Origin of the sequence: Kibdelosporangium banguiense (assembly GCF_017876405.1) — a bacterium.
GTDB lineage: Bacteria > Actinomycetota > Actinomycetes > Mycobacteriales > Pseudonocardiaceae > Kibdelosporangium > Kibdelosporangium banguiense.
In genome coordinates this window covers 2,775,338-2,800,812 of sequence record NZ_JAGINW010000001.1, presented here as the reverse complement: position 1 = coordinate 2,800,812, position 25,475 = coordinate 2,775,338, and the positions used below count along the sequence as shown (strand labels likewise).

General features: G+C 67.2%; 28 protein-coding genes. 10 read left to right on the top strand and 18 right to left on the bottom strand.

Annotated features, from left to right (window positions below):
• Nucleotides 1-126 precede the first annotated feature (126 nt).
• A complete protein-coding gene (locus tag JOF56_RS13380; RefSeq protein WP_209637681.1) occupies nt 127-744 on the top strand; it encodes a helix-turn-helix domain-containing protein in 618 nt (205 codons plus the stop codon).
• Here the strand turns inward: JOF56_RS13380 and JOF56_RS13375 are convergent, their stop codons facing one another.
• The 8 genes from JOF56_RS13375 to JOF56_RS13340 all read right to left on the bottom strand — a co-directional run bounded on the left by JOF56_RS13375 (nt 745) and on the right by JOF56_RS13340 (nt 8,796).
• A complete protein-coding gene (locus JOF56_RS13375) occupies nt 745-1,650 on the bottom strand; it encodes a GNAT family N-acetyltransferase (RefSeq protein ID WP_209637679.1) in 906 nt (301 codons plus the stop codon).
• Nucleotides 1,651-1,780: 130 nt separating this feature from the next.
• Nucleotides 1,781-2,521: a phosphoglyceromutase gene (locus JOF56_RS13370; protein ID WP_209637677.1), complete on the bottom strand. Its 741-nt coding sequence runs from the start codon at nt 2,519-2,521 to the stop codon at nt 1,781-1,783.
• A gap of 392 nt (nt 2,522-2,913) precedes the next feature.
• On the bottom strand, nt 2,914-3,744 hold the full coding sequence (locus JOF56_RS13365) for a DUF4349 domain-containing protein (RefSeq protein ID WP_209637675.1): 831 nt from the start codon (nt 3,742-3,744) through the stop codon (nt 2,914-2,916).
• A gap of 82 nt (nt 3,745-3,826) precedes the next feature.
• Nucleotides 3,827-4,336, bottom strand: coding sequence for a type III secretion system chaperone family protein (locus tag JOF56_RS13360; RefSeq protein ID WP_209637673.1), 510 nt, complete (start codon nt 4,334-4,336; stop codon nt 3,827-3,829).
• Nucleotides 4,333-5,619 (bottom strand): D-inositol-3-phosphate glycosyltransferase, encoded by a 1,287-nt coding sequence (gene mshA, locus JOF56_RS13355; protein ID WP_307855083.1) that lies wholly within the window; start codon nt 5,617-5,619, stop codon nt 4,333-4,335. Before mshA ends, JOF56_RS13360 begins: the two co-directional genes overlap by 4 nt.
• The gene (locus JOF56_RS13350) at nt 5,616-6,416 is read right to left on the bottom strand and encodes an alpha/beta fold hydrolase (protein ID WP_209648227.1); all 801 of its coding nucleotides are present in this window, start codon (nt 6,414-6,416) and stop codon (nt 5,616-5,618) included. The genes mshA and JOF56_RS13350 overlap by 4 nt, the downstream gene beginning before the upstream one ends.
• A 41-nt stretch (nt 6,417-6,457) precedes the next feature.
• Nucleotides 6,458-7,630, bottom strand: a complete 1,173-nt coding sequence (locus JOF56_RS13345) for a L,D-transpeptidase (protein ID WP_209637671.1) — start codon at nt 7,628-7,630, stop codon at nt 6,458-6,460.
• A 77-nt stretch (nt 7,631-7,707) separates the two neighbouring features.
• The gene (locus JOF56_RS13340; protein ID WP_307855082.1) at nt 7,708-8,796 is read right to left on the bottom strand and encodes a UDP-N-acetylmuramate dehydrogenase; all 1,089 of its coding nucleotides are present in this window, start codon (nt 8,794-8,796) and stop codon (nt 7,708-7,710) included.
• A gap of 25 nt (nt 8,797-8,821) precedes the next feature.
• Here JOF56_RS13340 and JOF56_RS13335 point away from each other — a divergent pair, with 25 nt between their 5' ends.
• From JOF56_RS13335 to purU, 4 genes are read left to right on the top strand one after another with little or no spacing between them, the layout of a single operon-like run.
• A complete protein-coding gene (locus JOF56_RS13335; protein WP_209637667.1) occupies nt 8,822-9,322 on the top strand; it encodes a DUF2505 domain-containing protein in 501 nt (166 codons plus the stop codon).
• A complete protein-coding gene (locus JOF56_RS13330; RefSeq protein WP_209637665.1) occupies nt 9,301-10,125 on the top strand; it encodes a class I SAM-dependent methyltransferase in 825 nt (274 codons plus the stop codon). The genes JOF56_RS13335 and JOF56_RS13330 overlap by 22 nt, the downstream gene beginning before the upstream one ends.
• A complete protein-coding gene (locus tag JOF56_RS13325; protein WP_307855081.1) occupies nt 10,126-10,857 on the top strand; it encodes a maleylpyruvate isomerase family mycothiol-dependent enzyme in 732 nt (243 codons plus the stop codon).
• A 14-nt stretch (nt 10,858-10,871) separates the two neighbouring features.
• Nucleotides 10,872-11,732, top strand: a complete 861-nt coding sequence (gene purU / locus JOF56_RS13320; protein ID WP_209637663.1) for a formyltetrahydrofolate deformylase — start codon at nt 10,872-10,874, stop codon at nt 11,730-11,732.
• Here purU and JOF56_RS13315 read toward each other — a convergent pair.
• From JOF56_RS13315 to JOF56_RS13300, 4 genes are read right to left on the bottom strand one after another with little or no spacing between them, the layout of a single operon-like run.
• Nucleotides 11,729-12,727 (bottom strand): NADP-dependent oxidoreductase, encoded by a 999-nt coding sequence (locus JOF56_RS13315; RefSeq protein ID WP_443667643.1) that lies wholly within the window; start codon nt 12,725-12,727, stop codon nt 11,729-11,731. The two genes, purU and JOF56_RS13315, sit on opposite strands and share 4 nt — an antisense overlap.
• 2 nt (nt 12,728-12,729) lie before the next feature.
• The gene (locus tag JOF56_RS13310; protein ID WP_209637659.1) at nt 12,730-13,617 is read right to left on the bottom strand and encodes a fumarylacetoacetate hydrolase family protein; all 888 of its coding nucleotides are present in this window, start codon (nt 13,615-13,617) and stop codon (nt 12,730-12,732) included.
• Entirely contained in the window at nt 13,517-15,655 is a 2,139-nt protein-coding gene (locus tag JOF56_RS13305; protein ID WP_209637658.1) for a putative glycosyltransferase family protein, read from the bottom strand. Before JOF56_RS13305 ends, JOF56_RS13310 begins: the two co-directional genes overlap by 101 nt.
• Nucleotides 15,652-16,605: a glycosyltransferase family 2 protein gene (locus JOF56_RS13300; RefSeq protein WP_209637656.1), complete on the bottom strand. Its 954-nt coding sequence runs from the start codon at nt 16,603-16,605 to the stop codon at nt 15,652-15,654. Before JOF56_RS13300 ends, JOF56_RS13305 begins: the two co-directional genes overlap by 4 nt.
• Nucleotides 16,606-16,699: 94 nt before the next feature.
• Between JOF56_RS13300 and JOF56_RS13295 the strand changes: the two genes are divergently transcribed.
• Complete coding sequence (locus JOF56_RS13295) at nt 16,700-18,355, top strand: PIG-L family deacetylase (RefSeq protein ID WP_209637655.1); 1,656 nt, start codon at nt 16,700-16,702, stop codon at nt 18,353-18,355.
• A gap of 56 nt (nt 18,356-18,411) precedes the next feature.
• Nucleotides 18,412-19,518: an SLOG cluster 4 domain-containing protein gene (locus JOF56_RS13290; protein ID WP_209637654.1), complete on the top strand. Its 1,107-nt coding sequence runs from the start codon at nt 18,412-18,414 to the stop codon at nt 19,516-19,518.
• Here JOF56_RS13290 and JOF56_RS13285 read toward each other — a convergent pair.
• The 4 genes from JOF56_RS13285 to tgmC all read right to left on the bottom strand — a co-directional run bounded on the left by JOF56_RS13285 (nt 19,507) and on the right by tgmC (nt 22,261).
• Nucleotides 19,507-20,049 (bottom strand): YbaK/EbsC family protein, encoded by a 543-nt coding sequence (locus JOF56_RS13285; protein WP_209637652.1) that lies wholly within the window; start codon nt 20,047-20,049, stop codon nt 19,507-19,509. The two genes, JOF56_RS13290 and JOF56_RS13285, sit on opposite strands and share 12 nt — an antisense overlap.
• 9 nt (nt 20,050-20,058) lie before the next feature.
• On the bottom strand, nt 20,059-20,754 hold the full coding sequence (locus JOF56_RS13280) for an alpha/beta fold hydrolase (protein ID WP_209637650.1): 696 nt from the start codon (nt 20,752-20,754) through the stop codon (nt 20,059-20,061).
• On the bottom strand, nt 20,754-21,047 hold the full coding sequence (locus tag JOF56_RS13275; protein ID WP_209637648.1) for a DUF2516 family protein: 294 nt from the start codon (nt 21,045-21,047) through the stop codon (nt 20,754-20,756). Before JOF56_RS13275 ends, JOF56_RS13280 begins: the two co-directional genes overlap by 1 nt.
• Before the next feature lie 74 nt (nt 21,048-21,121).
• Nucleotides 21,122-22,261 carry an ATP-grasp peptide maturase system methyltransferase gene (tgmC, locus tag JOF56_RS13270; protein ID WP_209637646.1) on the bottom strand — a complete coding sequence of 380 codons (1,140 nt, stop codon included), beginning with the start codon at nt 22,259-22,261 and terminating at the stop codon, nt 21,122-21,124.
• A 137-nt stretch (nt 22,262-22,398) separates the two neighbouring features.
• Between tgmC and JOF56_RS13265 the strand changes: the two genes are divergently transcribed.
• Both JOF56_RS13265 and JOF56_RS13260 read left to right on the top strand, forming a co-directional pair.
• Nucleotides 22,399-22,800, top strand: a complete 402-nt coding sequence (locus JOF56_RS13265) for a helix-turn-helix domain-containing protein (protein ID WP_209648225.1) — start codon at nt 22,399-22,401, stop codon at nt 22,798-22,800.
• Nucleotides 22,801-22,805: 5 nt separating this feature from the next.
• Complete coding sequence (locus JOF56_RS13260) at nt 22,806-23,465, top strand: hypothetical protein (protein WP_209637644.1); 660 nt, start codon at nt 22,806-22,808, stop codon at nt 23,463-23,465.
• A gap of 73 nt (nt 23,466-23,538) precedes the next feature.
• Here the strand turns inward: JOF56_RS13260 and JOF56_RS13255 are convergent, their stop codons facing one another.
• Nucleotides 23,539-24,165: a P-loop nucleotide/nucleoside kinase family protein gene (locus tag JOF56_RS13255; RefSeq protein ID WP_209648224.1), complete on the bottom strand. Its 627-nt coding sequence runs from the start codon at nt 24,163-24,165 to the stop codon at nt 23,539-23,541.
• A 29-nt stretch (nt 24,166-24,194) separates the two neighbouring features.
• Nucleotides 24,195-24,605 carry a TFIIB-type zinc ribbon-containing protein gene (locus JOF56_RS13250; RefSeq protein WP_209637642.1) on the bottom strand — a complete coding sequence of 137 codons (411 nt, stop codon included), beginning with the start codon at nt 24,603-24,605 and terminating at the stop codon, nt 24,195-24,197.
• Between the two features lie 75 nt (nt 24,606-24,680).
• Here JOF56_RS13250 and JOF56_RS13245 point away from each other — a divergent pair, with 75 nt between their 5' ends.
• Complete coding sequence (locus JOF56_RS13245; protein WP_209637640.1) at nt 24,681-25,430, top strand: 3-hydroxybutyrate dehydrogenase; 750 nt, start codon at nt 24,681-24,683, stop codon at nt 25,428-25,430.
• Nucleotides 25,431-25,475 lie beyond the last annotated feature (45 nt).

Below are 25,475 nucleotides of genomic sequence, written 5' to 3'. Positions count from 1 at the left end.
CCGCGACACCGATCCGGCCGATGTTCGCTCGCACGTTCACCCCAGTTCACCCAATCGTGTCCATCGGGGTAGGGAATTGCTCGCCGTTGACGAGGTGGGGTGGGCGAGACAAGACTCAGAAGCCTCATGGAAACACGTGCTGGAGTCGTCGTGCTTCGCGGTCACCGCGAGTTGTACGAGCGCACATGGCACCTCTTCGCCAAGGCTCGTGAGGTCACGTGCACCGCGAAGGACGTGCGTACCTGGGCCTCGCACAACCAGGCCCCGCCGCAGGGCAAGGGCGTGCGCGTGCTGAAGCTGTACCGGCCTGGTGTGCTGCTCGACCCGACCGGCGCACAGCACGCGCGGCATGTGGCAAGTTCCGGCGGGCAGGTGCGGATCACCACCACCGAGCTGAACGAAACGATCATCGTCGACCGCCGCGTGGCGATCATGGCCGGCGACGGCAGCTTCACGGTCGTGTGGATCCCGGCGGTCGTGGAAGGCATGCTCACGCTGTTCAACGCCGCCTGGGGCAAGTCCACCGAGCTCGCCGACTACGAACGCGACTACGGTGACCTGTGCGAGATGGCGCCGCGCATGCTGGAGTTGCTCGGCGCAGGCGCCGCCGACAAGCCCGCCGCACGAGCCATGGGGATCTCGTTACGGACCTACCGGCGGCGCGTGGACGACCTGTGCAAGACCTTGGGAGCCAGCTCCCGGTTCCAGGCCGGAGCCCGGGCCCGGGAGCTGGGCCTCATCTAGTTAGTAAGCCAGGAACACCCGTTCCTGGGTGATCGGGTAACCGGCACGCTTGAAGTTCGCCGCCATCGGGTAGTTCGTCACGTCGGTCTCGGCGACGATCTCGTCCACGCCTTCCTCCACGAGCAGGTGCGTGCACTCGACCAGCAGGTCGTAGGCGTAGCCGTGGCCACGCTGATCAGGCACAACGCCGATGAACCCGACGACCGGCCCGCCGTAGTTCTTGCTCGGGACGGTGATTCCGACGAGCTCCCCGGCCGGGGTGTACGCGAGCTTCCACCACTCGCGGGGTGCCGGGTACCAGTAGAGCTCCTTGAGCTCGTCGCGGGCCGCTTCCTCCGGACTCATCCGCTTGAGGTCGGCGACCTTGTGGGCGTCCAGGCTGCCCTGCTGGATGCGGCTGAGCACGTCGACGATCACCTCGTCGTCGGGCTCCTCGCGGAATTCCAGCCGACCCGGGCGCTCAGGCACGCCGTCGGCCGGTGTCCAGGTGTAGCGCAGCCGCTCCACCAAGGGTTTCATGCCCGCACGCTGGGCGACTTCGATCCGGGCCACTCCCGCGGCCAGGGTCATCGGGTCGTCCCGCCAGCCGGGTGGCAGGGCGAGGCAGTACTCGGCCGTGAACGGCGCGGCCTTGAGCAGTGCCTCGCCGGCATCGGGGTCCTCGAAGTCGAGCCAGTCGAGAGTCAGCGGCTCGGAGTCCTCCGGGCCCGCCCACCAGGCGGCGCGTGCGACGACACGGTCGCCGCGCAGCGCCACCCAGGTCCACTCCGGGCGGTACTCGTTCTTCGAGAAGTAGTCGAGGTACGTCCGGCCGAAAACGGCGAACCCGACGACATCGGGCTGGGCGTAGGTGTCAAAGAGATGTTCTTCGCCCGCGGTGAGCGGGCGCACGACCAATTCGGTCATGGGGTCCTTCCGGGAAAAGGTGCGCTCCCGGGACTCAGAACGCCGGAATGAGGCGAGAGCGCGCGACAAGTGGCTTGAACACGGCCCTCACCTCCTCACTCGCTCTATGGCGTCGACCGGACCCTATCCATCAACGACCTTGGTTCGCCACCGCTTTGATCGCGTCCGCGGCGGCGTCCGGGTCGAGGTAGGTCCCGCCCAGGGTGATCGGCCTGAGGTCGTCGTCGAGGTCGTAGCGCAGTGGGATGCCGGTGGGGATGTTCAGCCCGGCGATCGCTTCCTCGGAGATCCCGTCGAGGTGCTTGACCAGCGCACGCAGGGAGTTGCCGTGCGCGGCGACGAGAACGGTCCTGCCCTCGCGCAGGTCCGGGACGATCGCCTCGTCCCAGTACGGCAGCATCCGGGCGACGACGTCCTTCAGGCACTCGGTGCGCGGAACATCGATTCCGGCGTAACGAGGATCACTGTCCTGACTGAACTCGGTGCCCAGTTCGATGGGCGGCGGCGGGGTGTCGTACGAGCGGCGCCAGAGCATGAACTGCTCCTCGCCGTACTGCTCAAGGGTCTGCTTCTTGTTCTTGCCCTGCAACGCGCCGTAGTGCCGCTCGTTGAGCCGCCAGTCGCGCTTGACCGGGATCCAGTGCCGGTCGGTGACGTCCAGCGCCAGGTTCGCGGTCGTGATCGCGCGCCGCAGCAACGAGGTGTGCAGCACCTCGGGCAGGATCCCGGCGTCCCGCAGCAACTCGCCACCGCGGGTCGCCTCACGGACGCCTTTCTCGGACAGGGGGACATCCACCCATCCGGTGAACAGGTTCTCTGCGTTCCACACGCTCTCGCCGTGGCGGAGCAACACCAGGGTTCCGACAGCCATACCGCAGAGCCTGCCAGATCCTCCGGGTTTCACCCGAACAGGCCAGGCAGACAAGGCCTTTCAGAGCAGACACCCACCCCCGGTTGACTAAGTACCGGAGTCCGAAATAGAACTGTTACTGATTTTCACGGTTAAAACCCGAATGGGGTAACGGCCAGGCTTGAAGTAGCCCCGGGAGTCTGCCAAGTTGACAAAGCTTCCGCCAACCGGCTCCCACGCACTCCCCGGTTGACCGGAGGCACAACCGCGGCTCGTCTCCCCTGTCGGGCCGCACCCGCTGGGGACGCTGGGGTGCCCCCCGCCCCATCGTTTGTGTTGCGGGACCGTTGTGACACAGGGCGGCTCGGGAACGCGACTCCCCCTCGCTCGAGCCGTCCTGTGTGACACATAGTTCATCTGCTGAACATGCGCTTGCGGCGGAAGTGGAATATCAGTCCCGCCGGGATGGCGACCACGACAAGGAACGGCAGCAACGCACCGAGCACGGTCGTCGCCACCCGCCAGAAGTCGCCGAACGCGGTCCAGCCGTCGTCCAGGCCGTCGATGAACCCGCCGCGTGCCTCAACGGGTGCGGCCGCCGGGCTGCTCTCCTTGACCACCTGAAGCGTCACAGTGGACAGTGCGACCTTGGTGCCGAGCGCGTCCCGCCTGCCCTGCAACGATTCCAGATCGGACTCACGCTTGGTCAGCTCGCTCTCGATCTGCGCGATCTCACCGACGCTCTGCGCTTTGCCAAGCAGCGCACGCATTCTGTCGACGCTTGCCCGTTGTGTCGCCAGCCGCGCGTCCAGGTCGACGACCTGCTCGGTCACATCGGTGGCCTGTTTGTGCTGCGCGGTCGGTTTGCCCAACTGGAGCAGCTGTTCGATCGCGGAGTCGAACCGGTCGGCCGGGATCTGCAGCGTGATCGAGGCCCGGTCCCCGCTGGAATCCTCCTGCCCGGTGAAACCTCCGGTGCCGGTGGCCACCGAACGGGCCCGTGAGATCGCCTCGAACGGATCCTTGACCAGCAGATCCACCCGTGCCGTCTGGACGAGTTTGCGTTCCTGAACAGGCGCGTTCGCCTGTTGTCCCTGCTGTTGGCCCGGGGCAGGCGGACTGCCCTGTTTGGCCGCCCCCGAGCCGCTTGCGTCCGCGTTCGCGTTGTTCGGCATCATCGGCGCGGCGGCCGACCCGCCGGTCTCGCTGGAACTGCAGGCTGCGATCCCCAGAAGCAGCGCCACCCCGGCGAAAAATAAGCCACTCTTCCGTCTGCTCATGCACCACAGACGGAGTACCGGGGCAATGACGTTGTACGGGACCCGGTTACGAGTCGGATACTCGTTGGTCTCCATCCGGCTTCGCCAGGTGCTCGAAGGCCTTCAGGTTCGCCAGTGATTCACCGCGGGAAGTACGCCATTCCCATTCACGCCGGATCGACGAAGCGAAGCCGATTTCCAACAGGACGTTGAAGTCTCCGTCCGCCGCTTCCAGAACCTGACCGAGCAGACGATCGAGTTCATCCGCGGTCACCGCATGCAGGCCTACCCTGCCGAGTAGGTAGATGTCGCCGACCGAGTCGATCGTGTAGTGCACTCCGTAGAGTTTTGCGTTGCGCTGCAAGAGAAAGCGGTAGACCTGCTCGTGTGCCTCATCAGGACGGCGGCAGACGAACGCCTCGATCACCAGGGCGTGTTCGCCGACCAGCAGCCAGCAGTTGGTCTGCAGCTTCTTGGTGCCCGGCAGGGTGACGAAGAACCGGCCGGGTTCCTTGCGGTCGTAGGCGATCTCCCGATCGTCCAAAGTGGACTTGATGATCGCGTCCAGTTCGGTCAAGAGGCCACCTCCGTTCGCTCGTGCACCTCCCGGAACGCTACCGCAGCCCGCATGTAGGCGCCGACCAGCTCGTCGGTGGTGCGATCCCAGGAGAAACCCCGCGCGTGCCTGACCGCGCCCCGCGAGAGCCGGTCGCGTAAGTCCTGACTGTTCAAACGGGTCAACGCATCCGCCCACAGCTCCCGCGAGTGGCCGGGCACCAACAGACCGGAAACGCCGTCATCGACAACAACCCGCAACCCGCCGACATCCGTTGCTGCGACAGGCGTCCCACAGGCCTGCGCCTCAAGCGCGACAAGCCCGAACGACTCGTTGTGGCTCGGCACGACGACAACATCCGCCGCGCGGTACACCTCGGCCAAAGCCGGACCGGGCAACGGTTGCAGGAACCTCACGACATCCGCGATGCCCAGGCTGACGGCCAGTTCCTGCAACGCGCGTGGCTGCTCCAGCCCAGTGCCGGAGGGGCCGCCAACGATCAACACGACCAGTTTCGAGCGGTCGATCCCACCGCGTGCCAGCAGTTCAGCGGCCGCGTAGAGCAACACGTCCGGCGCTTTGAGCGGTTGAATCCGGCCCACGAAGGCGTACACCGTCGCGTCCGGCGCGATACCCAACGATGAACGCGCGGCGAGCTGGGAGCCGGGCGTGAACTGTTCCAAGTCCACTCCGGGGAACACCGTGAACACCTTGTCCGGGTCGGCGTCGTACCGGCCGAGCAGGTCACCGGCTTCCATCTCGGTGTTGGCCACCAGGCTGTCGGCCTGGTCGACGACCTGCTGCTCGCCGATCTCCCGCGTGCGCGGCTCCGGGGTGTCGCCCTCCGCCAGCGCTGCGTTCTTGACCTTGGCCAACGTGTGCGCGGTGTGCACGAGCGGCACGCCCCAACGGTCCCGGGCGAGCCAGCCGACCTGCCCGGACAGCCAATAGTGCGAATGCACCAGATCGTAGAAACCGGGCTCGTTGTTGGCCTCGGTACGCAGCACGCTCGCGGTGAACGCGCACAGCTGGGCGGGTAACTCGTTGCGGTCGAGCACCTCGAACGGGCCCGCCTCCACATGCCGGACGAGCACACCCGGGGCCAGCTCCTCGACCGGGGGCAGCTCGGACGAGGTCGCCCGGGTGAACACGTCGACCTCGATGCCGCGCTCGGCCATCCGGGTCGCTGTCTGTGCGATGTACACGTTCATACCGCCCGCGTCGCCGGTTCCCGGCTGCTCCAGCGGCGATGTGTGCACTGAGAGCAACGCGACCCGGCGCGGCGGCCGAAGCCAGACCGTCACTCTTGGGCCTCCCTGGTCAGGACCCGGCCGGCGAACTCCAGCAGCATGTCGTCGAACTCCTCGGTGCGTTCGGCGAAGGGCATATGCCCTGTCTTGGAGAACCAACGCAATTCAGCACCGGAAATCTTCCCATGGGTGTACTCCGCCACAGCCGGATCGACGACAGCGTCCAACCGTCCATGCACCACCAGGGTCGGCACGGTGATCGACGCGAGCACGCCTGAGCTGTCCAGAGTGCGTCTGAGCAGGGCGCGACGGACCTGCCACGGCACCCGCAGCGAGTCCCCGACGATCCGCTGAGTGATCTCCCCGGGCAGATGGATCTCCGACATGCCCCGGACGAACTCGGTGAACCCGCGGGTGGCCGAGTCCAGATCCTCGAGGTTGACGTACGGCATCACCGAGATCATCGCGCTGCCCGGCTGCGCTCCCGGCCGACCACGGCCGACCTCCGTGGCCGCCGCGGCGAACACGATCCCGGCCAGGTCCTGGTCGCCGTAGGCCCGCAGGTAGTCCGTGATCACGGCTCCGCCGTACGACCAGCCGAGAAGCACCGCCGGTTTGCCGACGAGGTCGAGCACAGCCGCAACGTCGTCTGCCCAGGCTTCGGAGTCGTCGTAGCCGCCGGTGACGTCCGGCACATCCGAGGCGCCGTGTCCACGCAGGTCAGGCGCTACGACCTGGTACTTCTCGGTCAGTTTCGGGTCGCCCAGCTGCGCGGAGAACGCTGCGCCGGACTGCGCCCAGCCGTGCAGCAGCACTATCGCCGGAGCCCCGGCGGGCCCGGCCGTACGCACGGCCAAGCGGACACCGTTTCCCCCGGTGACCTGGTGAAGCGTCACTTGATCGCTGACATCGTCTTCCACTTGTCCCACGAGAACAGCCAATCATTGACGTCCGACGTGGTGGGGAAGCTGGACTTGGAACCGGTGACCTCGACCGGGTCGCCGATCAGCGCGGAGTCGAACAGCGCCTTGGCGTCGTTCTCCAGCAGGTTCACACAACCGTGTGACGTGTTCGCCTTGCCGATGTTGGCGGCGTTCTCCATGTTCTCGTGCAGGTACTCACCGTGGTTGGAGATCCGCAGCGACCACTTCTTCTTGACGTTCGTGTAGCCGTACTTCGGGTTGGAGAAGTCGCCGATCGGCTCCTTGGTCATCACGATGACCGTGCCGTTGGGCGTGTTCAGCTCGGGGTCGCCGTCCTTGCCATTGCTGGACGGGTAGGTCGCGGTGACCGCGCCGTCGCGGTACACCTTGAGGTTGTGGTCAGGCGTGTGGACCTTCAGCACCTGATTGCGGCCGATGGTGAACTTGCTGGTCACGTCGGCCTTGCCGTAGCCGTTGCCGTAGTTGACGCCGTAGAGGTTGGCCGCGACGTTGACCTTGGTGCCGGCCGGCCAGTACTCCTTGGGCCGCCAGTCCACCTGGGTCGCGGAGATCCACGCCCACGCGCCCTCGACCTTGGGCGTCGTCTCGATCTTCAGCGCCTTCTCGGCGGCGGCCTTGTCCTTGGGGGCGGCCTCGAACTTCACGCTCACCGGCATGCCCACGCCGACCGTGGCGTTGTCGACCGGGTTGACCGTGGCCCGCATCTGCTTGGCCGGGGTCATCGTGGTGAAGCTGCCCTTGAGCTCGACTTCCTTGTTGTCGCTGCCCTTGGCCTTGGCGGCGTAGGTGTAGGTCTTGCCGTACCCGAGGCGCTCGGAGTTGGTCCAGCTCAGCTTGTCGGGCGCGATGACGCCTTCGACCTTCTTGCCTTCGGGGTTGGTGACGGCGGCCTCGGTCAGCTCGCCCTCGGTCACCGAGATCTTGATCGGCTTGAGGACCTCGACGTCCTTGGCGTCGGCGGCCGGGTCGGCGACGATCTTCGCCTTGGCCGCGACCTCGCCTTCCTTGGGTGCCTCACCTGCGGCGTTCGGGGTGCCGGGCTCCGAGGAGGAGCACCCGGCGATGACGAGGACGCTCGAAAGCAGGAACGCACCTAGAACCGTTCTTCGTCCTGCTCCCACGTCAACCTCCGTCTATCGCAGCCATCTACAGGTAAAGACGCACAAAAAGGCCCCCGGTGCACCTAATGTGATCCTGCTCACAGAGCACAGCCCACCAGGACCGGCTCGGCCACCAGTTCGACCCCGAACACCCTGTGTACCCCGTCACGGACCTCTCGTGCCAGTGACAACAGGTCCGCTGTGGTCGCTTCTCCCCGGTTGGTCAGCGCCAACGTGTGGCTGTGCGACAGGGCCACGCGTTCGCCAGGACCCGGGTACCCCTTCTGGAAGCCCGCACGCTCGATCAGCCATGCCGCTGAGAGCTTGCCGCCGCCCTCGGCGGGGTACTGCGGGATCTTCACGTCCGGCCCGACGTGGGCCACGATCCTGGCCAGGGTCTCGTCGAGTTGGTCGAGCGGCAGCACCGGGTTGGTGAAGAACGAGCCCGCGCTCCAGGTGTCGTGATCGTCGTCGTCGAGCACCATTCCCTTGCCTCGCCGCAGGTCCAGCACGGACTGTCGGACCCGGTCGACCGGCACGCGTTCGCCGGGCGCGACGCCGAGAGTGTTCGCGAGCTCGGCGTATCGGATGGGCGCGGAGAGACCGCTGTCGGCCAGCTGGAAACGCACCCGCAGCACGACAGCGCGGTCTGTGCCCTTCAACACACTGGTGCGGTACGCCAAGCCGAGCTGGTCGGCTGTGAGCGTGCGCACTTCGCCGCTGGCCCGGTCGAGCAGGTCGACCGAGACGAGCACCTCCGCGACCTCGACGCCGTACGCGCCGACGTTCTGCACCGGCGTCGCACCGACCAGACCGGGAATGCCCGACAGGCACTCGATTCCGCCCAGTCCGGCTGAGACGGTCTGGGCGACGACCGCGTCCCAGTTCTCGCCGGCCTCCGCGGTCAGCTGGACCGAGCCCGCGGCCGTGCAGTCCATGCCCACGCCCTTGCTGGCGATGTGCACGACCGTGCCTTCGAAGCCTTCGTCGGCCACCAGCACGTTCGAGCCGCCGCCGAGCACCAGCAGCGGTTCGCCCGCCGAGTCGGCCGCGCGGACCGCGTCGATCACTTCGCGGGCGGTTCTCGCTTCGACAAAAGTGGTCGCCGGCCCGCCGAGTCGCAGGGTCGTGTAGCCGCTCAGCGGTATCGCCGAGCGGATGTCAAGGCCGGGACGCGAGGTCGTCACAGGCGTCAACGGTAACCTCCGGTTCATGCCTAGCCGTATGGAGCACCGGGCGAGGTTCGCCACGCCGGCCGACGCCGTCTACGCCGCGATCGTCGATCCGGCGTTCCTGACCGACCGGCTCGAGGCTCTGGGCGGCACAAACGCGGCTGTCGAAGACCGCACGGAGTCGGCAGGCACGGTGACGTATCGGCTACGCCAGGGGCTTGCCGCCGAACATCTTCCCTCAGCTGTCCGAACCCTGCTGAAGGGCGACCTGGTCGTTCACCGGACTGAGACCTGGCGGCCGGATCAGACCGGCACGGTCAAGGCGAGCGTGCACGGGGTTCCCGGTGAGATCAACGGCACGATGCGGCTGTCCGACATGGACGCCGCGGATGGTGGCTCCGAATGGGTGACCTCGCTCGAGGTCAAGGTGAGCATTCCGCTCGTCGGCGGGAAAATCGAGAAGTCGATCGGCGAGCAGGTGGTCAAGCTGCTGGCCAACGAGGCCACGTTCACCGAGAAATGGCTCGCACACCGCGGCTAGCGGCCGGCCGGGCCCGTGCGCTGGGGGTACCCACCCGGGGCACCACCAACCCGAACCGGCTGCGCAAAGTGGACCGGTGGATCGCCGGGACGCCTTGGGTGGCCTCGGTATTGCGGGACGCGGCCGACCCACTCGTAGTCGACCTGGGATACGGCTCGTCGCCAGTGACCACTGTCGAGCTCGCACACCGGCTGCGCGCGGTCCGCAAAGACGTCCGCGTTCTCGGCTTGGAGCTGGATCCGGAACGCGTCGAGGCGGCCAAACCCGCGACCGACCCGCCCTGGCTGGAGTTTCGCCGTGGTGGTTTCGAGCTCGCCGGTGCGCGGCCGATGGTGCTGCGTGCTTTCAATGTGTTGCGTCAGTACACAGAGGAGGATGCCGCGGCAGCATGGACGACGATGCTGTCCCGCGTCGCTCCAGGTGGTCTGCTCGTCGAGGGAACGTGTGACGAGATCGGCCGGCGCTGCTGCTGGGTGACGCTGACCCACGACGGGCCACAGACGTTCACGTTGGCGTGCTTGCCATCCGACATATCCCAACCGTCCGATTTGGCCGAACGGCTGCCCAAGTCCTTGATCCACCACAACGTCGCGGGCGAACGGGTCCACGATCTGCTCACCGCGATGGACGCGCACTGGGCCGCGGCCGCGCCGATGAGCCCGTTCGGCCCACGGGCCCGTTGGGTGGAGACCGTGCGGCGGCTGGCTGCAAATGATTGGCCCGTACTGGACACCAGGCGCCGGTGGCGGCTCGGCGAAGTAACCCTCTCGTGGGACGCGGTGGCAACCACTAGGCTCGACTGAGTGGATCACGAGACTTTTCTCGCACACATCGTCGAGCAGGCCGAAGCGATGCGGCAGGCGGTGGTGGCCGCCGGGCCGTCCGCACCGGTGCCGACGTGTCCGGAATGGACGGTCAAGGACCTGGTCGGCCACATGGCGGTCGTGCACAACATGGCCGGTGAGGCGTTGACCAGGTCGATCGACGACCGGCCGGCGCGGGCCACGCCGCCGGAGGACTGGACCGAGCTGCTGGCGTGGTGGGACGAGCAGCGGACCACGCTGCTGGCCCGGCTGGCCGCCGCGGACCCGGCCAAGCAGGTATGGGGATTCGTCCCCGAGCTGGCGTCGGCCGGCTGGTGGGCACGCCGCCAGGCGCACGAGACCGCGATCCACCGGCTGGACGCCGAACACGCCCGGCTGGAGAAGGTGCCCACCCTGATGTTCGGCTCGAAGTTCGCCGCCGACGGCATCGACGAGGTGCTCAGGATGTCGGAGTTCCGGGCCCGGGTGAAGCGGCCTGAGGTGACCGTCGAAGGCACAGTCCTGCTGCACGCGGCCGACGCGGGCAAAGCCTGGGTCCTGCACGCGGAGCGCGGAGTGGTGAAGTACGGCCCGGTCGAGGACTCCGCCACGCACGCCGACGCCAACCTGGTCGGCACCGCCGACGCGGTGTACCGGGCGGCGTGGAAGCGGCCAAGCACAGCGATCGCGAGCGGCCGGGTCGAGCTGCTTCAGGCTGTCCACGGCGGCTGAGAGACACTGTCGCGATGACCCAGCCCGAACGCCGGTACGTGATCACCTTCGGCTGCCCCGACCGGACCGGGATCGTCGCCCGGATCTCGCAGTTCCTGGCCGACGCCGGTGGCTGGATCGTCGAGGCGGCCTACCACACCGACCAGGACACCGGCTGGTTCTTCACCCGCCAGGAGGTCCTGGCCGACTCGCTGCCGTTCGGCATCGACGCGCTACGCACCCAGTTCGCCGAAGTGGCCGCCGAGCTGGGCGGCGACTGGACGGTGACTGACACTGGCGAGCGCCGCCGCGCCGTGCTGCTGGTGTCCAGGGAAGGGCACTGTCTCTACGACCTGCTCGGCCGGGTCGCGTCCGGCGAGCTGGACGTGGACATCCGCGCGGTGATCGGCAACCACCTCGATCTCGCGTCCATCACCCAGGCGCACGGCATCCCGTTCCACCACGTGCCGTTCCCCAAGGACGACAAGGAGGCCGCGTTCGAGAAGGTCCGCTCACTGGTCGCCGAGCACGAGCCGCACGCGATCGTGCTGGCCAGGTTCATGCAGATCCTGCCGTCGTCGCTGTGCCAGGAGTGGGCCGGGCGGGCGTTGAACATCCACCACAGCTTCCTGCCGTCGTTCATCGGCGCGAAGCCGTATCACCAGGCGCACGTTCGCGGCGTGAAGCTGGTCGGCGCGACCTGCCACTACGTCACCGCGGACCTCGACGCGGGCCCGATCGTCGAGCAGGACGTGATCCGCGTCGGGCACGCCGACGGCGTGCCCGACATGGTCCGCAAAGGCCGTGACATCGAGAAGGTCGTGCTCGCCCGAGGCCTGCGCTGGCACCTGGAGAACCGCGTTCTCGTGCACGGCAACAAGACTGTTGTTTTCTAGAGCTTCACGACCATCTTGCCGGTGTTCGCGCCGGCGAGCATGTCCATGAACGCCTGCGGGGTGTTCTCGAAGCCCTCGACGATCGTCTCGGTGTACTTCACCTCGCCGGAACGGACCCAGCCGCCGACCTCACGAGTGAAGTCCGGCATCAGGTCGTCGTGGTCGAACACGAGGAAGCCCTGCACCCGCAGCCGCCAACCGACGATCTTGCCCAGGTTGCGCGGCCCGGGCGGCGGTTCAGTGGCGTTGTAGCGCGAGATCGAGCCGCACATGGCGATCCGGCCGTAGTTGTTGAAGTTGTCGATCGCGGCTTCCAGGTGATCGCCGCCGACGTTGTCGAAGTACGCGTCGATGCCGTCCGGCGCGGCTTTGGCGAGCTGCTCGCCGATCGGGCCGTCCTTGTAGTTGAAGGCCTCGTCGAAGCCCAGTTCTTCTTTCAGATACCGGACTTTCTCAGCCGAGCCGGCACTGCCGATCACCTTCGATGCACCACGCAGCCGCGCGATCTGGCCCGCGGCCGACCCCACTGCCCCCGCGGCACCGGAGACGAAGACGACGTCGTCGGCCTTGACCTCGGCGATCCGCACGATCCCGATGTACGCGGTCATACCCGGCATGCCCAGTACGCCGAGATACGAGCTCAGCGGCGCCGCGGCCGGATCGACCTTCCTGGCGTCCTTGGCATCCACGACCGCGTACTCACGCCAGCCCAGGCCGTGCACAACTGTGTCGCCTTCGGCGAAATCCGCCACCGTGGACTGCACGACCTCGCCGACCGCGTCACCGTCCATGGCCTTGCCGACCTGATACGGCGGCACGTAGGACTTCACGTCGTTCATCCGGCCCCGCATGTACGGATCCACGCTCAACCGCTGGTTACGCACGAGGATCTGGCCTGATTCCAGCTCCGGCAGCTGGATCTCGGCCAGCTCGAAGTTCTCCGGTCGTGGCTCGCCGACCGGCCGCGACGCAAGCCTGATCTCCCTGGCAGTGATGCTCATGTACCAGGCAACATGCCCCGCGCGCTGATCCATTCCCGAGTGCTGAGCACAGTGTTGGCCAGGGTGCCGACATCGGCGATCCTGATCACGACCGTATCGCCGGGGCGCAGGTCGAAGTCGATTTCGGGGACGATCCCGGTGCCGGTCGAAAGGATCACACCGTCCGGGAACTCCAGCCATTCGGTGAGATACGGCACCAGGCCCGCAGCAGGGCGGTGGAATTCCGCGGTGGAGGTCCGGCCTTCGAAGACGGTCTCGCCGCCGCGCAGGACCTGCATGGCGATCTCCAGGGCGTCCGGCGAGGTGAGCCAGGCGGGCACGATTCCGGCGGAGATGGCGCAGCTGCCCGCGTAGACCTTGGCCTGGGGCAGGTAGAGCGGGTTGTCGCCTTCGATGGAGCGGGAGCTGACGTCGTTGACCACGACATAGCCGGCTATCTGACCGAAGGCGTTGACCACCAGACCGAGTTCGGGTTCGGGGACGTTGATCGCGGAGTCCTCGCGGACCGCGATGGGCTCCCCGTCGGTGACCACGCGCCAAGCCGGCGCCTTGAAGAACAGTTCGGGCCGTTCGGCCTCGTAGATCCGGTCGTAGACAGTGCGTTCGGTGGTTTCCTCGACGCGTGCGTCTCGGGAGCGGGAGTACGTCACTCCCGCTGCCCATACCTCCATACGGCCGTCGATGGGCGGCAGCAGGCGCACGTCCGAAGCCGGGATTTCCGGGCCTGACCGATCGAGCACCGACGGCATGTCCTCGACGCGGGTCCGCAGGACGCCGGCGATCTCACCCGGCAACGGCTTGATGTTCTCGCCCTCGGTCAGTCCGATGTGGACTTTCCCGGTCCGGTCCTGGTATCGGATCAGCTGAGTGCGGACGTTTCTCACGCCGCCAGCTTAGTGCCAGCGCAAGAGCCAGACCCGCGATCGCGCTGCCGATGCCGAGCAGGAAACCCGGTGGCGTCCAGGAAAGCCGCAGCTCACCGGACTCGACGCCCTCGGGCAGATCCACCACCATCACACCGGCCGGGCCTTCCCGGACCGGTACCCGCTTGCCGTTCACCTCGGCGCGGTAACCCGGCCAGTTCAGCCGCGCGAACGTCAGCTCGGCGCGTCCGCCGGACAGGTGGTACCTGACCCGCTCGTCCCGGTTTCCGTCCACAATGTCCTCATCGACTGTGGCGCCGTGCGACGCACTGACCCGGCCGGGTGCCAGCGGGGTGTCGCGGCGGAAGACCTTGAGCTGGTCGGTCTGCGATTCGACGTGCCAGCCCGGCCGCGGTTCCGGGTCGACGAGCTTGCGTTGCACCACAACGGTTTCGACCTTGGTCAGATCGGCGATGGACAGGTTGCCCTGAACGGGTGCGAACAGTTTGTCGTAACCCTCGCGGCATGTGCCCCAATGCTGCTGGCACAAGGCCTTGCTGTACTTCACATAGCCGACCCCGGTGTACGCCATAAGGCTGGGTACGCCTGCCGCCGCATAGCCGTTGCCGAACACCACTCCTTGCTTGGCCGGGATGTTCACGTCGGCGACTTGCGCGACCGTTCCCTGATAAGGCAAGTGCACACCCGGAATCGGATACCCGGTCGTGACCGAGTAGTTGGCCGGCATCCACGTGGTCTGCAGCAACAGCACACCCGCGGTGCCACCGGCCAGCACCATGGCCTGCCAGCGCACCTTGCCGCGCCGCGCGGCCAGAATCAGCAACGACGTCAGCGCGACCAGCACCACCAGGCTCACGGCGTGCCGCAGGGAGAACTTCGGCCAGGTCGAGACCGACAGGTACATCCCGGCCAGCAGCGCACCACCGGTGATCAACGCACGCCGCCGGAAGAAATCGGTCCGCAGCCCTGCCGACAGCAGCACGGCGAGCAACACGGACACGCCGAGCAGGAGGTTTTCGATGTTGCGGATCGGCCAGCGGAACATCCAGATGTGCGAGGGCGCCAGGCAGAACACGAGATACGTACCCGTGATCACGAACACGGCGGTCAGTTCACGGCGACGCTGCCGCAGCACACCCCAGTCGAGCCACGCGAGCACCGGCACCGCGAACCACGCGAAGTACGTGGCCGGGACCAGCAACCAGTTCACGTTCGAGTCGAAGACGCGCATCTGCGGCAGATGGCTCGGCATGCTGAGCGCCAGCAGATCGTTGATCCGTGGCGTGAACTCGCCGGCGTTGTAGAGCGTCATCCCGCCACGGGCGCCGACCGCGGCGGCACCGAGCAGCGGCAGGAACACCAGCGGCGCCACCGCCAGAACGGACATACCGACCAGCACCAGCCGCATCTGGCGGAACTCCACGAGCAGTGCGACGTAGATCACCAAGATCGCCAGGATGCCGTACGGATTGCCTGCCGTGACGCACAGAACACCGAACACGAACGCCCAGACCGGCCGCAGCGTCCCGCGCGCCACCTTGCGCGCCGACCACCAGACGTAAGGCACCCAGGCGAACGTCATCAGCCCGGCGGCCCAGGTCGAGGCCTGGAAATACAGGATGAACCCGCTGAACGGCAGCGCGACCGCCAGCCCGAAGGCGGCCCACTTCGCCGCGCCGTACTCCCGGCACAACAGGTAGACGCCGAGCGCGATGATCACCAGGAACTGGGTCTTGACCACGGCCGCGGCGATCCCGAGGTCGTCGATCCGGGTCACCAGCAGGTAGTCGATCAGGTTGACCGGGTTCCACACCCCGAACAGGGCCTCCCCGGCGATGTTGCCGCCGACCCAGGAGTCCAGGTCAAGCAGGGGGAAGTGCCCGCTCAGCAGCTGCTCCCCGATTCGCCGCCACATGGGCACGAACTGCGCCGCGCTGTCGTCGACGATGTAGAAGAACCGGTCATGCAGCAGCGGGATCTGCGCGACCAGCGCGACGAACACGCACAGCACCAACGGCGTGACCCAGCGCCGGTTCACTCGCGCTCCGCTCCTGCCACCACGGAGACCCGTGTGTCGCTTGTCTCTTTGACCAGGAAATGTGGCCGGCGCTTCGACTCGTAGTAGATCCGGCCGACGTACTCGCCCATCACGCCGAGGAACAGCAGCTGCAGCCCGCCCAGGCCGGCGACACCGACCATCAGCGTGGCGTAGCCGGGCGCGTCGACGCCGCTGGCCAGGACGTCGACGACCACGTACCCGGCATAGCCGAACGCCAGGAGCGTGACGAGCAACCCCAGGTAGATGGCCAGGCGCAGGGGCCGGTTGTTGAACGAGACGACCCCGTCGATGCCGTAGTTGAGCAGCTTGCCGAACGTCCACTTGCTACTGCCGGCCTGCCGCTGGACGTTCTGGTAGTCGATCACCGCGGTGTCGAACCCGATCCAGGCGAACAGGCCCTTGGAGAACCGGTTGTACTCCCGCAACGACAGCAGGGCGTCCACCGCTCGGCGGGTCAGCACCCGGAAGTCGCCTTCGCCGTCCCGCAATCGCACGTCGACCAGGCGATTCATCGTCCGGTAGTAGGTCTTGGAGATCAGGCTGCGCATCCGGCCGTCGCCCTTGCGGTCCCGGCGGGCGACCACCTGGTCGTAGCCGGTTTCCAGCAGGCCGATCATCCGGCGCAGCAGCTCCGGCGGATGCTGCAGATCGGCGTCCATAATGGCGACCGCATCGCCTTTCGCCTCGGAAAGCCCGGCCAGCATGGCCGATTCCTTGCCGAAGTTACGGCTCAGCGCCACGAAGCGGACACGCGGATCCGACGCGGCCAGCGCTCGCATTTTCGCCAGCGTGCCGTCGGTGCTGCCGTCGTCGACCAGCAGGATCTCGAAATCCGGCGCCACCGAGGGCAACACGTCCGCCAGCACTTCATGCAGGCTCGCGAGGCCGTTTTCCTCGTTGAAGCATGGCACCACCACCGACAGTCGCATCCGTTCCCCCAGCACCGGAAATCCGCCCACACTCCTAAGACGCCGGTGGGCCCCGGAAAGTTGCGCCTGGATTTTCCCGCTACCTTCGAAACGCATGGGCGTTCGCTACTTCATCGCGCTCGTCGTCGCTGCCGTTCTCGTCGGGTGCGGGGCCGTGCCCGAACGGCAGCCGGCCGAGGGTGTCCGTTATGTCCAGGTGGTCGCGCACGCCGACGACGACGTGATCTTCATGAATCCGGACCTGGCCAGCGGGATCCGCGCTGGTCAGGCGACTACCGGCGTCTACCTGACCGCAGGCGAGACGGACAAAGCCGACGCGGAGGCCTACGCGGCGCGCCGCCAGGCCGGGACGCGCGCCGCCTACGCACGGATGGCCGGTGTGCCGGACGAGTGGGACGCCTCCCGGCTCGATGTCGACGCCAGGCACGCCGTGGAGTTGTACACACTGCGAGCTCGTCCGCAGGTCAAAGTAGTTTTCGTGAACCTGCCGGAGAACAACGACCCGCGGGCGGCCGGCGGCCGGGCGGCGCTGGTGCGGCTGTGGCGCGACGACCGGGACAACCTCCGAGTCCGGACACTGGTCCCGACCGGCGGAGTCGTCACCCGGCCTTACTTCTACACGCACGAGGACGTCGTCGAACTGCTTGTCAAACTTTTCGACCGTTTCCAGCCGACCGTCGTTCGGGCCCAGGATCCCGATCCGGACAAACGCTACGCCAAGGACTGGCCGGGATTTCACGACCACCCGGACCACATCATGGCCGCGCGATTCACCGAAGAGGCCTCTCAGCGTTATCTCGGCCCTCGCTTCGTCCTGGAGAATTACCGGGACTACAACGTCGCCGAGGAGCCGGTGAATCTCAGCCCGGCCGACCAGAAGGACAAGAACGACTTCTTTTCCGCCTATGTCCCGCACGATTCCGATGTCAGCATGGGACATCCCTACAATGGCTGGCTGCCACGGATGTACCGGCGTTTTCCGCGCGGTTCGACATGGACCGCGGACGACAAGGCCTATGTCGTTTTCAAAGGCAGGCTTTTCTACTGGGATTCAGCCTGGCACGCATTGCCATGGGCGGGTGGGCGCTTGGCTCCCGCGGTCTCGGTCACGGGTGGCCAGGTCGTAGGCAAGCGCTTGCCGGACAACGACATCGTCACACTGGTGAACGGATCCTGGGTCTCTCTGGGCAATCCCGGGCAGAACACACCCGGCGACCCCTCCCAGACAGGTTCTCCCGTCGCCACAACCGAAGCGGTGTACGTGAAGAACGGCCGTGGCGGGCTGAGCCGCTGGGATGGTCGAAAGTGGAACGACATCGGCGGCAGCGACATCCAGGACGGCCTCGCGGTCGCCGGAGACAGCGTCTACGCCTCGACAAGAGACAAGGTGATCCGGTGGCGGGCCGGATTCCAGGACGCGGAATTCAAGTCCGGCAAGCCGGCCGGGCCACCGGCGGCGGCGATGACGGTGAACGGCCCAGTAGTCGCCTACCGGACCGAGACCGGGGACATCGAGGTCATCACCAACGGGCAGATCAAAGTGCTCGCCGGCCTGCCCGGATCGGGCAATCCGACAGTCGCCGCGGACGGATCCATATTCGCGCGGACCGCCGCGGGCGGGCTTGCGGTGAACTCCGGAAACGGCTGGCGTGACCTGGGCGGACAGGTATTCGACCAGCCTGCCCCAATGGGCCGGGGAGTGATCGCCCTCGGCCCGGACGGGCAGTTCCACAAATTCTCCGGTCCATGAAGTGGAATCGGCCGGATACGGGGCCTACCGGAGAACGATCCCGCTAGGCTGCGGCAATGCGGACGGAGATCACCGACCTCGCGGCGTTGCGGGCACACCGCGAAGCCGGCAAAGACCTGCGTAACACCGTTCTGACCAGGCTCGACCTGACCCAGGAAGACGATCTCCTCCGCACCGCACTCGACGGCGCCGTGCTGCTGGGCTGCGAGCTGAGCAGCAAGTCACGCAGCCGGGCCGAAGCCGCCGGGGCGTTGCTGTTCCCGGCGATCCCGGACCTGCCGTACCAGGTGTACCGCACGCACCTGTACTCGACCGACGAGTTGTTCGCCGGCTTCGACCCAGCCCGCCCTGAGTCCTATGCGGACACCCCGGACGCCCGGATCTACCGGCACAGCAAGCAGCAAGGCCGTCAGCCCGACCCGTTGTACGCCTTGGCCGAACGTTTGCATGACCACTCCGTCACCGCCGCGCTGACCGAAACACTCGCCAGGTGCGCCACGGGACCAGTCGCGGTGATGGGTGGCCACGCCCTGGCCCGTGATTCCTCGGGCTACCGAGGCGCGATGGAACTCGGCGCAGCCCTGGGCCGTGCGGGTTTCACGGTGCTGACCGGCGGCGGACCAGGCGCGATGGAAGCCGTGCCCTATGGCGTCCGGATGCCGGATCACATCGACGAGATCATCCGTGACGTGGCGTGCGCACCTCGATTCGGGGCAGGCGCCGACGACATCGGCAGATGGCTCGCCGCCGGGCTCCGGCCCGCGTTCCCGGCCTCGGAGCTCCCGCAGACCATCGGGATCCCGACCTGGTTCTACGGCCACGAGCCGCCCAACCCGGCATGCTCGTTGCACGCCAAGTACTTCGCCAACTCCGTGCGAGAGGACGGCCTGCTCACAGTGGCCACCGGCGGAGTCGTCTACACGCCTGGCAGCGCGGGCACAGTCCAGGAAGTCTTCCAGGACTACGCCCAGAACCACTACTCGTCGGTGGGCCCGGCCGCACCCATGGTGTTCCTCGGCAAGGACTTCTGGACCAACGACGTACCCGCGGCACCACTGGTGCAGCAACTGGCACGCGGCCGGGACGCCGAACAGTGGATCAGCGTCACCGACGACGTCGACGAAGCCGTCGCACTGCTCAGGACCTACGCGTCAACGACCTAGACCGTCGATCACTTCCGCGCCCGCGAGCTTGACCAGTACCTCACCGGGAATCAGCAGCTTGCTGCCGCGGATACCGCTGCCGATGATCAGTTCTGGGGCGTTGGCCACGGCCTGGTCGATCAGCAACGGCCAGCCGTCGGGCAGGCCGACCGGGGTGATGCCGCCGTACTCCATGCCGGTCAGTTCGACCGCGGTGTCCGTCGGCGCGAACGAGGCTTTGCGCACGTCCAGCCTGCGCCGCACGACGCCGTTCACATCGGCACGGGTCGTGGCCAGCACGAGACACGCGGCGAACCGTTCCTCACCTGCGCGCTTGCCCGCGACCACCACGCAGTTGGCGGACGCTTCCAGGGGCGAGCCGTACGCGGCACAGAACTCGGCGGTGTCAGCCAGGGTGGGGTCGATCTCCGCGATCCCGATCCGGCTTGCGTCGGGCGTCCGCCTCAGTGCGGCGGCGACCGGTGCGGCGAGCAGGTCCGGCCGGTCAGTCGCGTTCTCCACCTGGAGGGAACCCGCGATAGTCCAAGTCACGCCGCCAGGCTAGCCGAACAGGTTCCCCAGCACCCTCCGCAGCTCGGTGCGGTGGGTGATCATGGGCGCGGACAAGTCGAAGATCTCCAGCCGGGCGTCCTTGAAGGCCTCGGCGGTCTGCCGGGCGATCTCCGCGGGGTGCAGCGGGTCGCCGGTCGCACCGATCACGAGCACGTCGGCGGAGACTTCCTTCAGGGCCCGGCGGTCTTCGATCGGATACGCGCCGGCGAGCTCGTCGATCGCTTCCGGGAGGCGGCGCAGGGCCTTCGACCGGGCTTCGACGTAATCACCGAGCGCATAACCTGCCGGCAACGTCTTGGCTATGTCCTGCGGGCTGGTCCTGCGCAGCTGCTCCCGCACCTCGGCAGACCTCGGCTGGTCCAGCACAGCCGGAAGCATCAACGCGAGCTTCCCGAACCGGTCCGGACGCTCGGCGGCAATCCTGGTCAGCGCGCCCGCACCCAGCGAAACCCCGATCGCACCCTGCGCTTTCACCTCATCGGCCACACGCAGCACATCGTCGGCGATCGTCGCGTACCGCCAGTAGTTCTTCGGCACGTCAGGCTCATCCCCATGTGACGGAAGCGTCACCACAACCCTGGTCCCGGGCAGCCCCGAAGCCGGGATACGCGCTTCACCAGGCGTGGCGGCAAGACCTGGGACAACCAGCGTGACAGGCGTGCCCCGGCCGTACGCGCGCCACATCACCACCTGTTACCGCGCTGGACCTCAATCAGTTTCGGCCGCACATCCACGATGTAGACCAGCACCGCGACCAGCCCGGCGATCCAGAACATCATCGTGTAGTTGGCGAACGAGAAGATCAGCAGCGCGGCCGTCCCACCACCGGTGATACCCAGCCAGGCGGGCTTGGTCATCCGGTCTATGGCCGTGAACGCGTCCGCACGCTGCAACAACGCATGCACAAACGCGAAGACACCAACCGGGAGCGCCGCCCAGTTGATGACCGTAACGATATATCCGGCAAGCGTCGGCACACCTTCAGACTACGTGTCCGCCTCTCGATGTGACCACATGGTCCTTTTGGTCCGTCTCGGCGGTGGCAGCTTGGTCAGAGTGGCCAGTGGTGCGGGCTGTCGGGTGCGTCGAGCCAGAGGTTCTGGGTGTCGGGGGTCACCGTGATGCCGAAGCGGGCGCGGCGGGGTTCACCGAGGGTGTGCCATTTCTGGTAGGCCGCTTCGATTTCGTCCCAGAGGCGGCGGGGGCCGCCCTGGACGACGAATTCCATGTCGTGGCGGACCCAGGAGCCGTCGGGGTGGGCGAGCAGGACGCAGCTGGCGGCTCCGGCCGCGTGTACGTCGGGCAGGTCCAGGCCGGCGAAGAACTCGAAGGGGCTGGTCGGGCTGACTATGCCGGCGGGCAGGTCGGTCGCGCGTCTTGTTCCTTCGCTGTCGGATGTGGGCCAGGTGATCTCCGCGGTTTGGGGCGCACGCAGGGGCATGAAACGGCCGTCGTCAGCAAGCACTCTGCCTTCGCCGGTTGGGCCGTCGCCCGCCGTTATCCGGACGAGGCCCGCGCCGAGGGGGCGGCTGAGGGTGGTGACAACAAGACCGCCGGGGTGGGTTTGCTCGAGCCAGGCGAGGGGAATCCTGGGGACTGCGCACGTGCACAGAACGCGGTCGTAAGGCGCGCCCGGCGGGTAGCCGTTGACGCCGTCCATCACCGCGCACGTGGGCTGGAAGCCGCACTCGGTCAAGCGCTGTTCTGCCGGTAGCGCAAGGGAATCGTCGACGTCCACGGTGGACACCCGAGCCGAGCCGAGGCGGACGCACAACAAGGCGGCGTTGTACCCCGTTCCGGTGCCGATCTCGAGGACTCGGTGGTTTTCATTGGCCTGCAACGCTTCCAGCATCACGGCCATGATCGTCGGCATGCTGGACGAACAGGTCGGCGCGCCGCTGACGGGGCCGGTCGCGCGGGCGACCTCCCAGCGGGAACTGTCGCCATCCAGTTGTGTGACAAGGACTCTGTCGGCGTAGATCTGGGTGAGCCAGTCTTCGTCGCCGGTGTCCACAGCGGCCCAGCGGCCTGATCGTTGCTGGAAGTAGCGCGGCAGGAAGGCGTGTCGCGGGACGGTCAGGAAGGCCTCGCGCCATGCCGGGTCGGTGAGGGTTCCGCCTCGCACGAGCGCGCGGACCATCCGGCTCCGCAGTCGTGCCGCGGTGCCTTCGACATCCGCCTTGAGAACCATCGCCTAACACCATAAACCGCTGTGACAGAGCCCACCGGGCAAGTGCGTACTGAGTGCTTGCAATTGCTAGCAGCCCGGCCTACCTTGGAGTGTGTCGAGAGGAGGTGGCCACGGTGGCAGAGGAATCCCAGTCGCCGATGGACAAGGTCGCTGACCTCGGCCGCGACATCGGGGACTACATCCGCCAGCAGCGCAACACCGCGAAGATCTCGTTGCGCCAGCTGTCGAAGCTCGCCGGTGTGTCGAACCCGTACCTCAGCCAGATCGAGCGAGGCCTGCGCAAACCGAGCGCGGAGATCCTGCAGCAGATCGCCAAGGGTCTGCGGATCTCGGCCGAGGCGTTGTACGTGCAGGCCGGGATTCTCGACCTGCCGACGGGCGGCCCGGTGGCCGACGCGATCCGCGCCGACGCGGAGCTCAACGAGCGCCAGAAACAAGTCCTGCTGGATGTCTACGAGTCCTTCAGGAAAGAGAACGCAGCTTTGAAGTCCACAGTGGAAAAGTCCGATGTGGACCACAAGAACACCACTGAGGAGTGACTACCATGACCCGACCGAACGCCGAGGACGTCCGCAAGGCCGTCGAGCCCGTCCGCACCTCGCTGCTTGCCGCCGTCGGCGCCGGTGACCTGGTCGCCAAGGCCGTGCTGGACGCGGTGAACAAGGCCAAGGACGGCGTGACCGAGGGCGCCGAGGCGGCCCAGAAGGCCGCGCAGAACCTGCCCACCGACGTGACCTCGCTGCGCGAGAAGCTGGACCCGGCCGAGCTGCGCAAGGCCGTCGAGGAGTACACCGAGGCTGCGGTGAAGCTGTACAAGAAGCTCGCCGAGCAGGGCGAAGAGGCCGTCGAGAAGCTCAAGACCCAGCCGCAGGTCAAAAAGATCGTCGACCAGCTGGAAGAGGCCATCGAGGCCGCTCAGACCCGCGCAGGCGACGTCGCGACCGACGCCCGTGAGCTGGCCGAGGACGTGCTCGCCAAGGTGACCCGCAAGACCCGCTCGGTGGGCGAGAAGACCGCCCGCGCCGCCGAGAAGCTCGCCGACGAGACCGCTGAGGCCGTCGAGGAGCTGGGCGAGGACGTCGCCCACGAGGTCCGCAGCACCTCCCGCAAGGTCGCCAACCGCACCGCCCCGGCCCGCAAGCCGGCCGCCGCGCGCACCACGACCACCACGAAGACCAGCACCACCAGCAAGACCACCAAGTAAGCAGCGAACATGTGAAAGCCCCCGGCCTCCCGCCGGGGGCTTTCACATGTCTTGCCCGTGGAAAGAGAAGCCGCTACGCCAGGCTCGGCGACGCGGCCAGACCTGCCCGCACCCAGTCGGCCACTTCGCGGGCAGTCTCCTCGACCGGGGTGTGTGTCGTGTCGAGCAGCCGCATGGGCGGGCTCATGGTCGCGGCTTCACGCCGCACCCATTCGTTGAACTCGAGCATCTCGTCGATTCGCGGCTCGTCCCACTCACGCCAGGCCGGCCGGGCCCGCAAACGTTCGCGAATCACCAGGCGGTCGCACGTCAGCGCCAGGTAGTGGATATCGCCGATCAGCACACGCTCGGGTATCTCCTCGAACTGCACCGGCACGACGGTTCCGCAGAGCACGACCGGACGGCCGCTCTGGTGGATCATGCCGACCATCCGCAGCCAGGTCGACCGGAACAGCTGGAAGTCGTTGTGCGGATCGCGCAGACCGGCCGTCCACAGCACGTCCTGCTCGAGCACGACGACCTGGGAGCCGAGCTCACTGCCCAGAAACCTGCTCACGGTCGACTTGCCGGTCCCGCTGGGACCGGTCAACGCGAACATCGGCAACCGCAGGAACGGCTGCCGATGGCCACACTGTCCGCACACCAGGACGGCCTCGTCGGCCGGGACCATGGGCTCGTCCATGCGGACGCCACAGCCCATGCAGATCTTCAGGTCCACCGGTGCCTTGATCAGTCGAACAACTCTTCCAGGAAGCTCTTGCGCTTGCGTTTGTGGCCGTAGCCACCGTGGCCGTACGGGGGCGGGGAGTCGCCGTGACCACGGCCGTAGCCGTAGGGCGGGGCGGAATCCTTGTAGCCACCATGACCACTGTGACCGCTGTGACCACCGCGATACGGCGGGGCGGAGTCGCCGCGGTACATGGGCGGCGGCATCGGGGTCGCCTGCTGGTGATAGCGCTGCTCGGCGCCGGCGATCTGCTCGAGCTCACCACGGTCGAGGAAGATTCCCCGGCAGCCCTGGCACTGCTCGATGTGGATGCCGCCACGGTCGACGGTCTGCATGATGTTCTGACACTTCGGGCAAATCACACCCGCCAGACTACTTATGGCCGGGCCCGCATGCGCGCACTCGGCTTTCATCCACATAACAGTCCCGCAAGTTATGGCTCGCCCGCACATGGCCGCCACCGGAAATGGCACCTAGCGTGATGAACCATGAGCAGTGGCGTACCTCACAGTGGCCGGGTCGCGCTCGTCACCGGCGGCGCCCACGGCATCGGGCTGGCCTGCGCGAAAGCGCTGGCCGGAGCCGGGGCCAAGGTGCACGTCGCGGACCTGGACGGCGCCGCGGCCGAGGCCGTGGCCGCCGAGATCGGCGGCTGGGCGCACGAGGTGGACCTCGCGGGCGGTGCCGAAGGGTTACCGGCCGAGATCGACATCCTGGTCAACAACGCCGGCCTGCAGCACGTCGCGCCGATCCATGAGTTCCCGGCCGAGAAGTTCGCCCAGCTGCAGGCAGTGATGGTGACAGCGCCCTTCCTGCTGATCCGCCGATCGCTGCCGCACATGTACGCCAAAGGCTGGGGCCGGATCGTGAACATCTCCAGCGCGCACGGTCTGCGGGCCAGCGCGTTCAAGGCGGGATACGTGACGGCCAAGCACGCGCTGGAAGGGCTCAGCAAAGTGGCGGCGCTTGAGGGGGCGCCGCGTGGCGTGACCAGCAACTGCGTGAACCCCGGTTACGTCCGGACGCAGCTGGTCACAAGCCAGATCGCAGCACAGGCCGAGGCGCACGGCATCAGCGCCGACCAGGTCGTCGAGCACATCATGCTCGACCGCCCCGCGGTGAAGCGCCTGATCGACCCCGAGGACGTCGCCGACGTCGTGCTCTGGCTGTGCGGACCGCACTCCGGGCACGTCACCGGCACGTCGATCGCGATGGACGGCGGCTGGACCGCCAGCTGAAGGAGGTGCGGCCATTGACGACCGCGAACCCGAGCTCGCTACGCA

Coding starts and splice junctions, on each gene's coding strand:
- tgmC (WP_209637646.1), bottom strand. CDS start 22,261: ATGGTTCTCAAGGCGGATGTCGAAGGCACCGCGGCACGACTGCGGAGC.
- purU (WP_209637663.1), top strand. CDS start 10,872: ATGACCCAGCCCGAACGCCGGTACGTGATCACCTTCGGCTGCCCCGAC.
- JOF56_RS13260 (WP_209637644.1), top strand. CDS start 22,806: ATGACCCGACCGAACGCCGAGGACGTCCGCAAGGCCGTCGAGCCCGTC.
- JOF56_RS13380 (WP_209637681.1), top strand. CDS start 127: ATGGAAACACGTGCTGGAGTCGTCGTGCTTCGCGGTCACCGCGAGTTG.
- JOF56_RS13370 (WP_209637677.1), bottom strand. CDS start 2,521: ATGGCTGTCGGAACCCTGGTGTTGCTCCGCCACGGCGAGAGCGTGTGG.
- JOF56_RS13290 (WP_209637654.1), top strand. CDS start 18,412: ATGCGGACGGAGATCACCGACCTCGCGGCGTTGCGGGCACACCGCGAA.
- JOF56_RS13335 (WP_209637667.1), top strand. CDS start 8,822: ATGCCTAGCCGTATGGAGCACCGGGCGAGGTTCGCCACGCCGGCCGAC.
- JOF56_RS13250 (WP_209637642.1), bottom strand. CDS start 24,605: ATGAAAGCCGAGTGCGCGCATGCGGGCCCGGCCATAAGTAGTCTGGCG.
- JOF56_RS13265 (WP_209648225.1), top strand. CDS start 22,399: ATGGACAAGGTCGCTGACCTCGGCCGCGACATCGGGGACTACATCCGC.
- JOF56_RS13255 (WP_209648224.1), bottom strand. CDS start 24,165: ATGGGCTGTGGCGTCCGCATGGACGAGCCCATGGTCCCGGCCGACGAG.
- JOF56_RS13330 (WP_209637665.1), top strand. CDS start 9,301: ATGGCTCGCACACCGCGGCTAGCGGCCGGCCGGGCCCGTGCGCTGGGG.
- JOF56_RS13280 (WP_209637650.1), bottom strand. CDS start 20,754: ATGTGGCGCGCGTACGGCCGGGGCACGCCTGTCACGCTGGTTGTCCCA.
- JOF56_RS13375 (WP_209637679.1), bottom strand. CDS start 1,650: ATGACCGAATTGGTCGTGCGCCCGCTCACCGCGGGCGAAGAACATCTC.
- JOF56_RS13300 (WP_209637656.1), bottom strand. CDS start 16,605: ATGCGACTGTCGGTGGTGGTGCCATGCTTCAACGAGGAAAACGGCCTC.
- JOF56_RS13245 (WP_209637640.1), top strand. CDS start 24,681: ATGAGCAGTGGCGTACCTCACAGTGGCCGGGTCGCGCTCGTCACCGGC.
- JOF56_RS13295 (WP_209637655.1), top strand. CDS start 16,700: ATGGGCGTTCGCTACTTCATCGCGCTCGTCGTCGCTGCCGTTCTCGTC.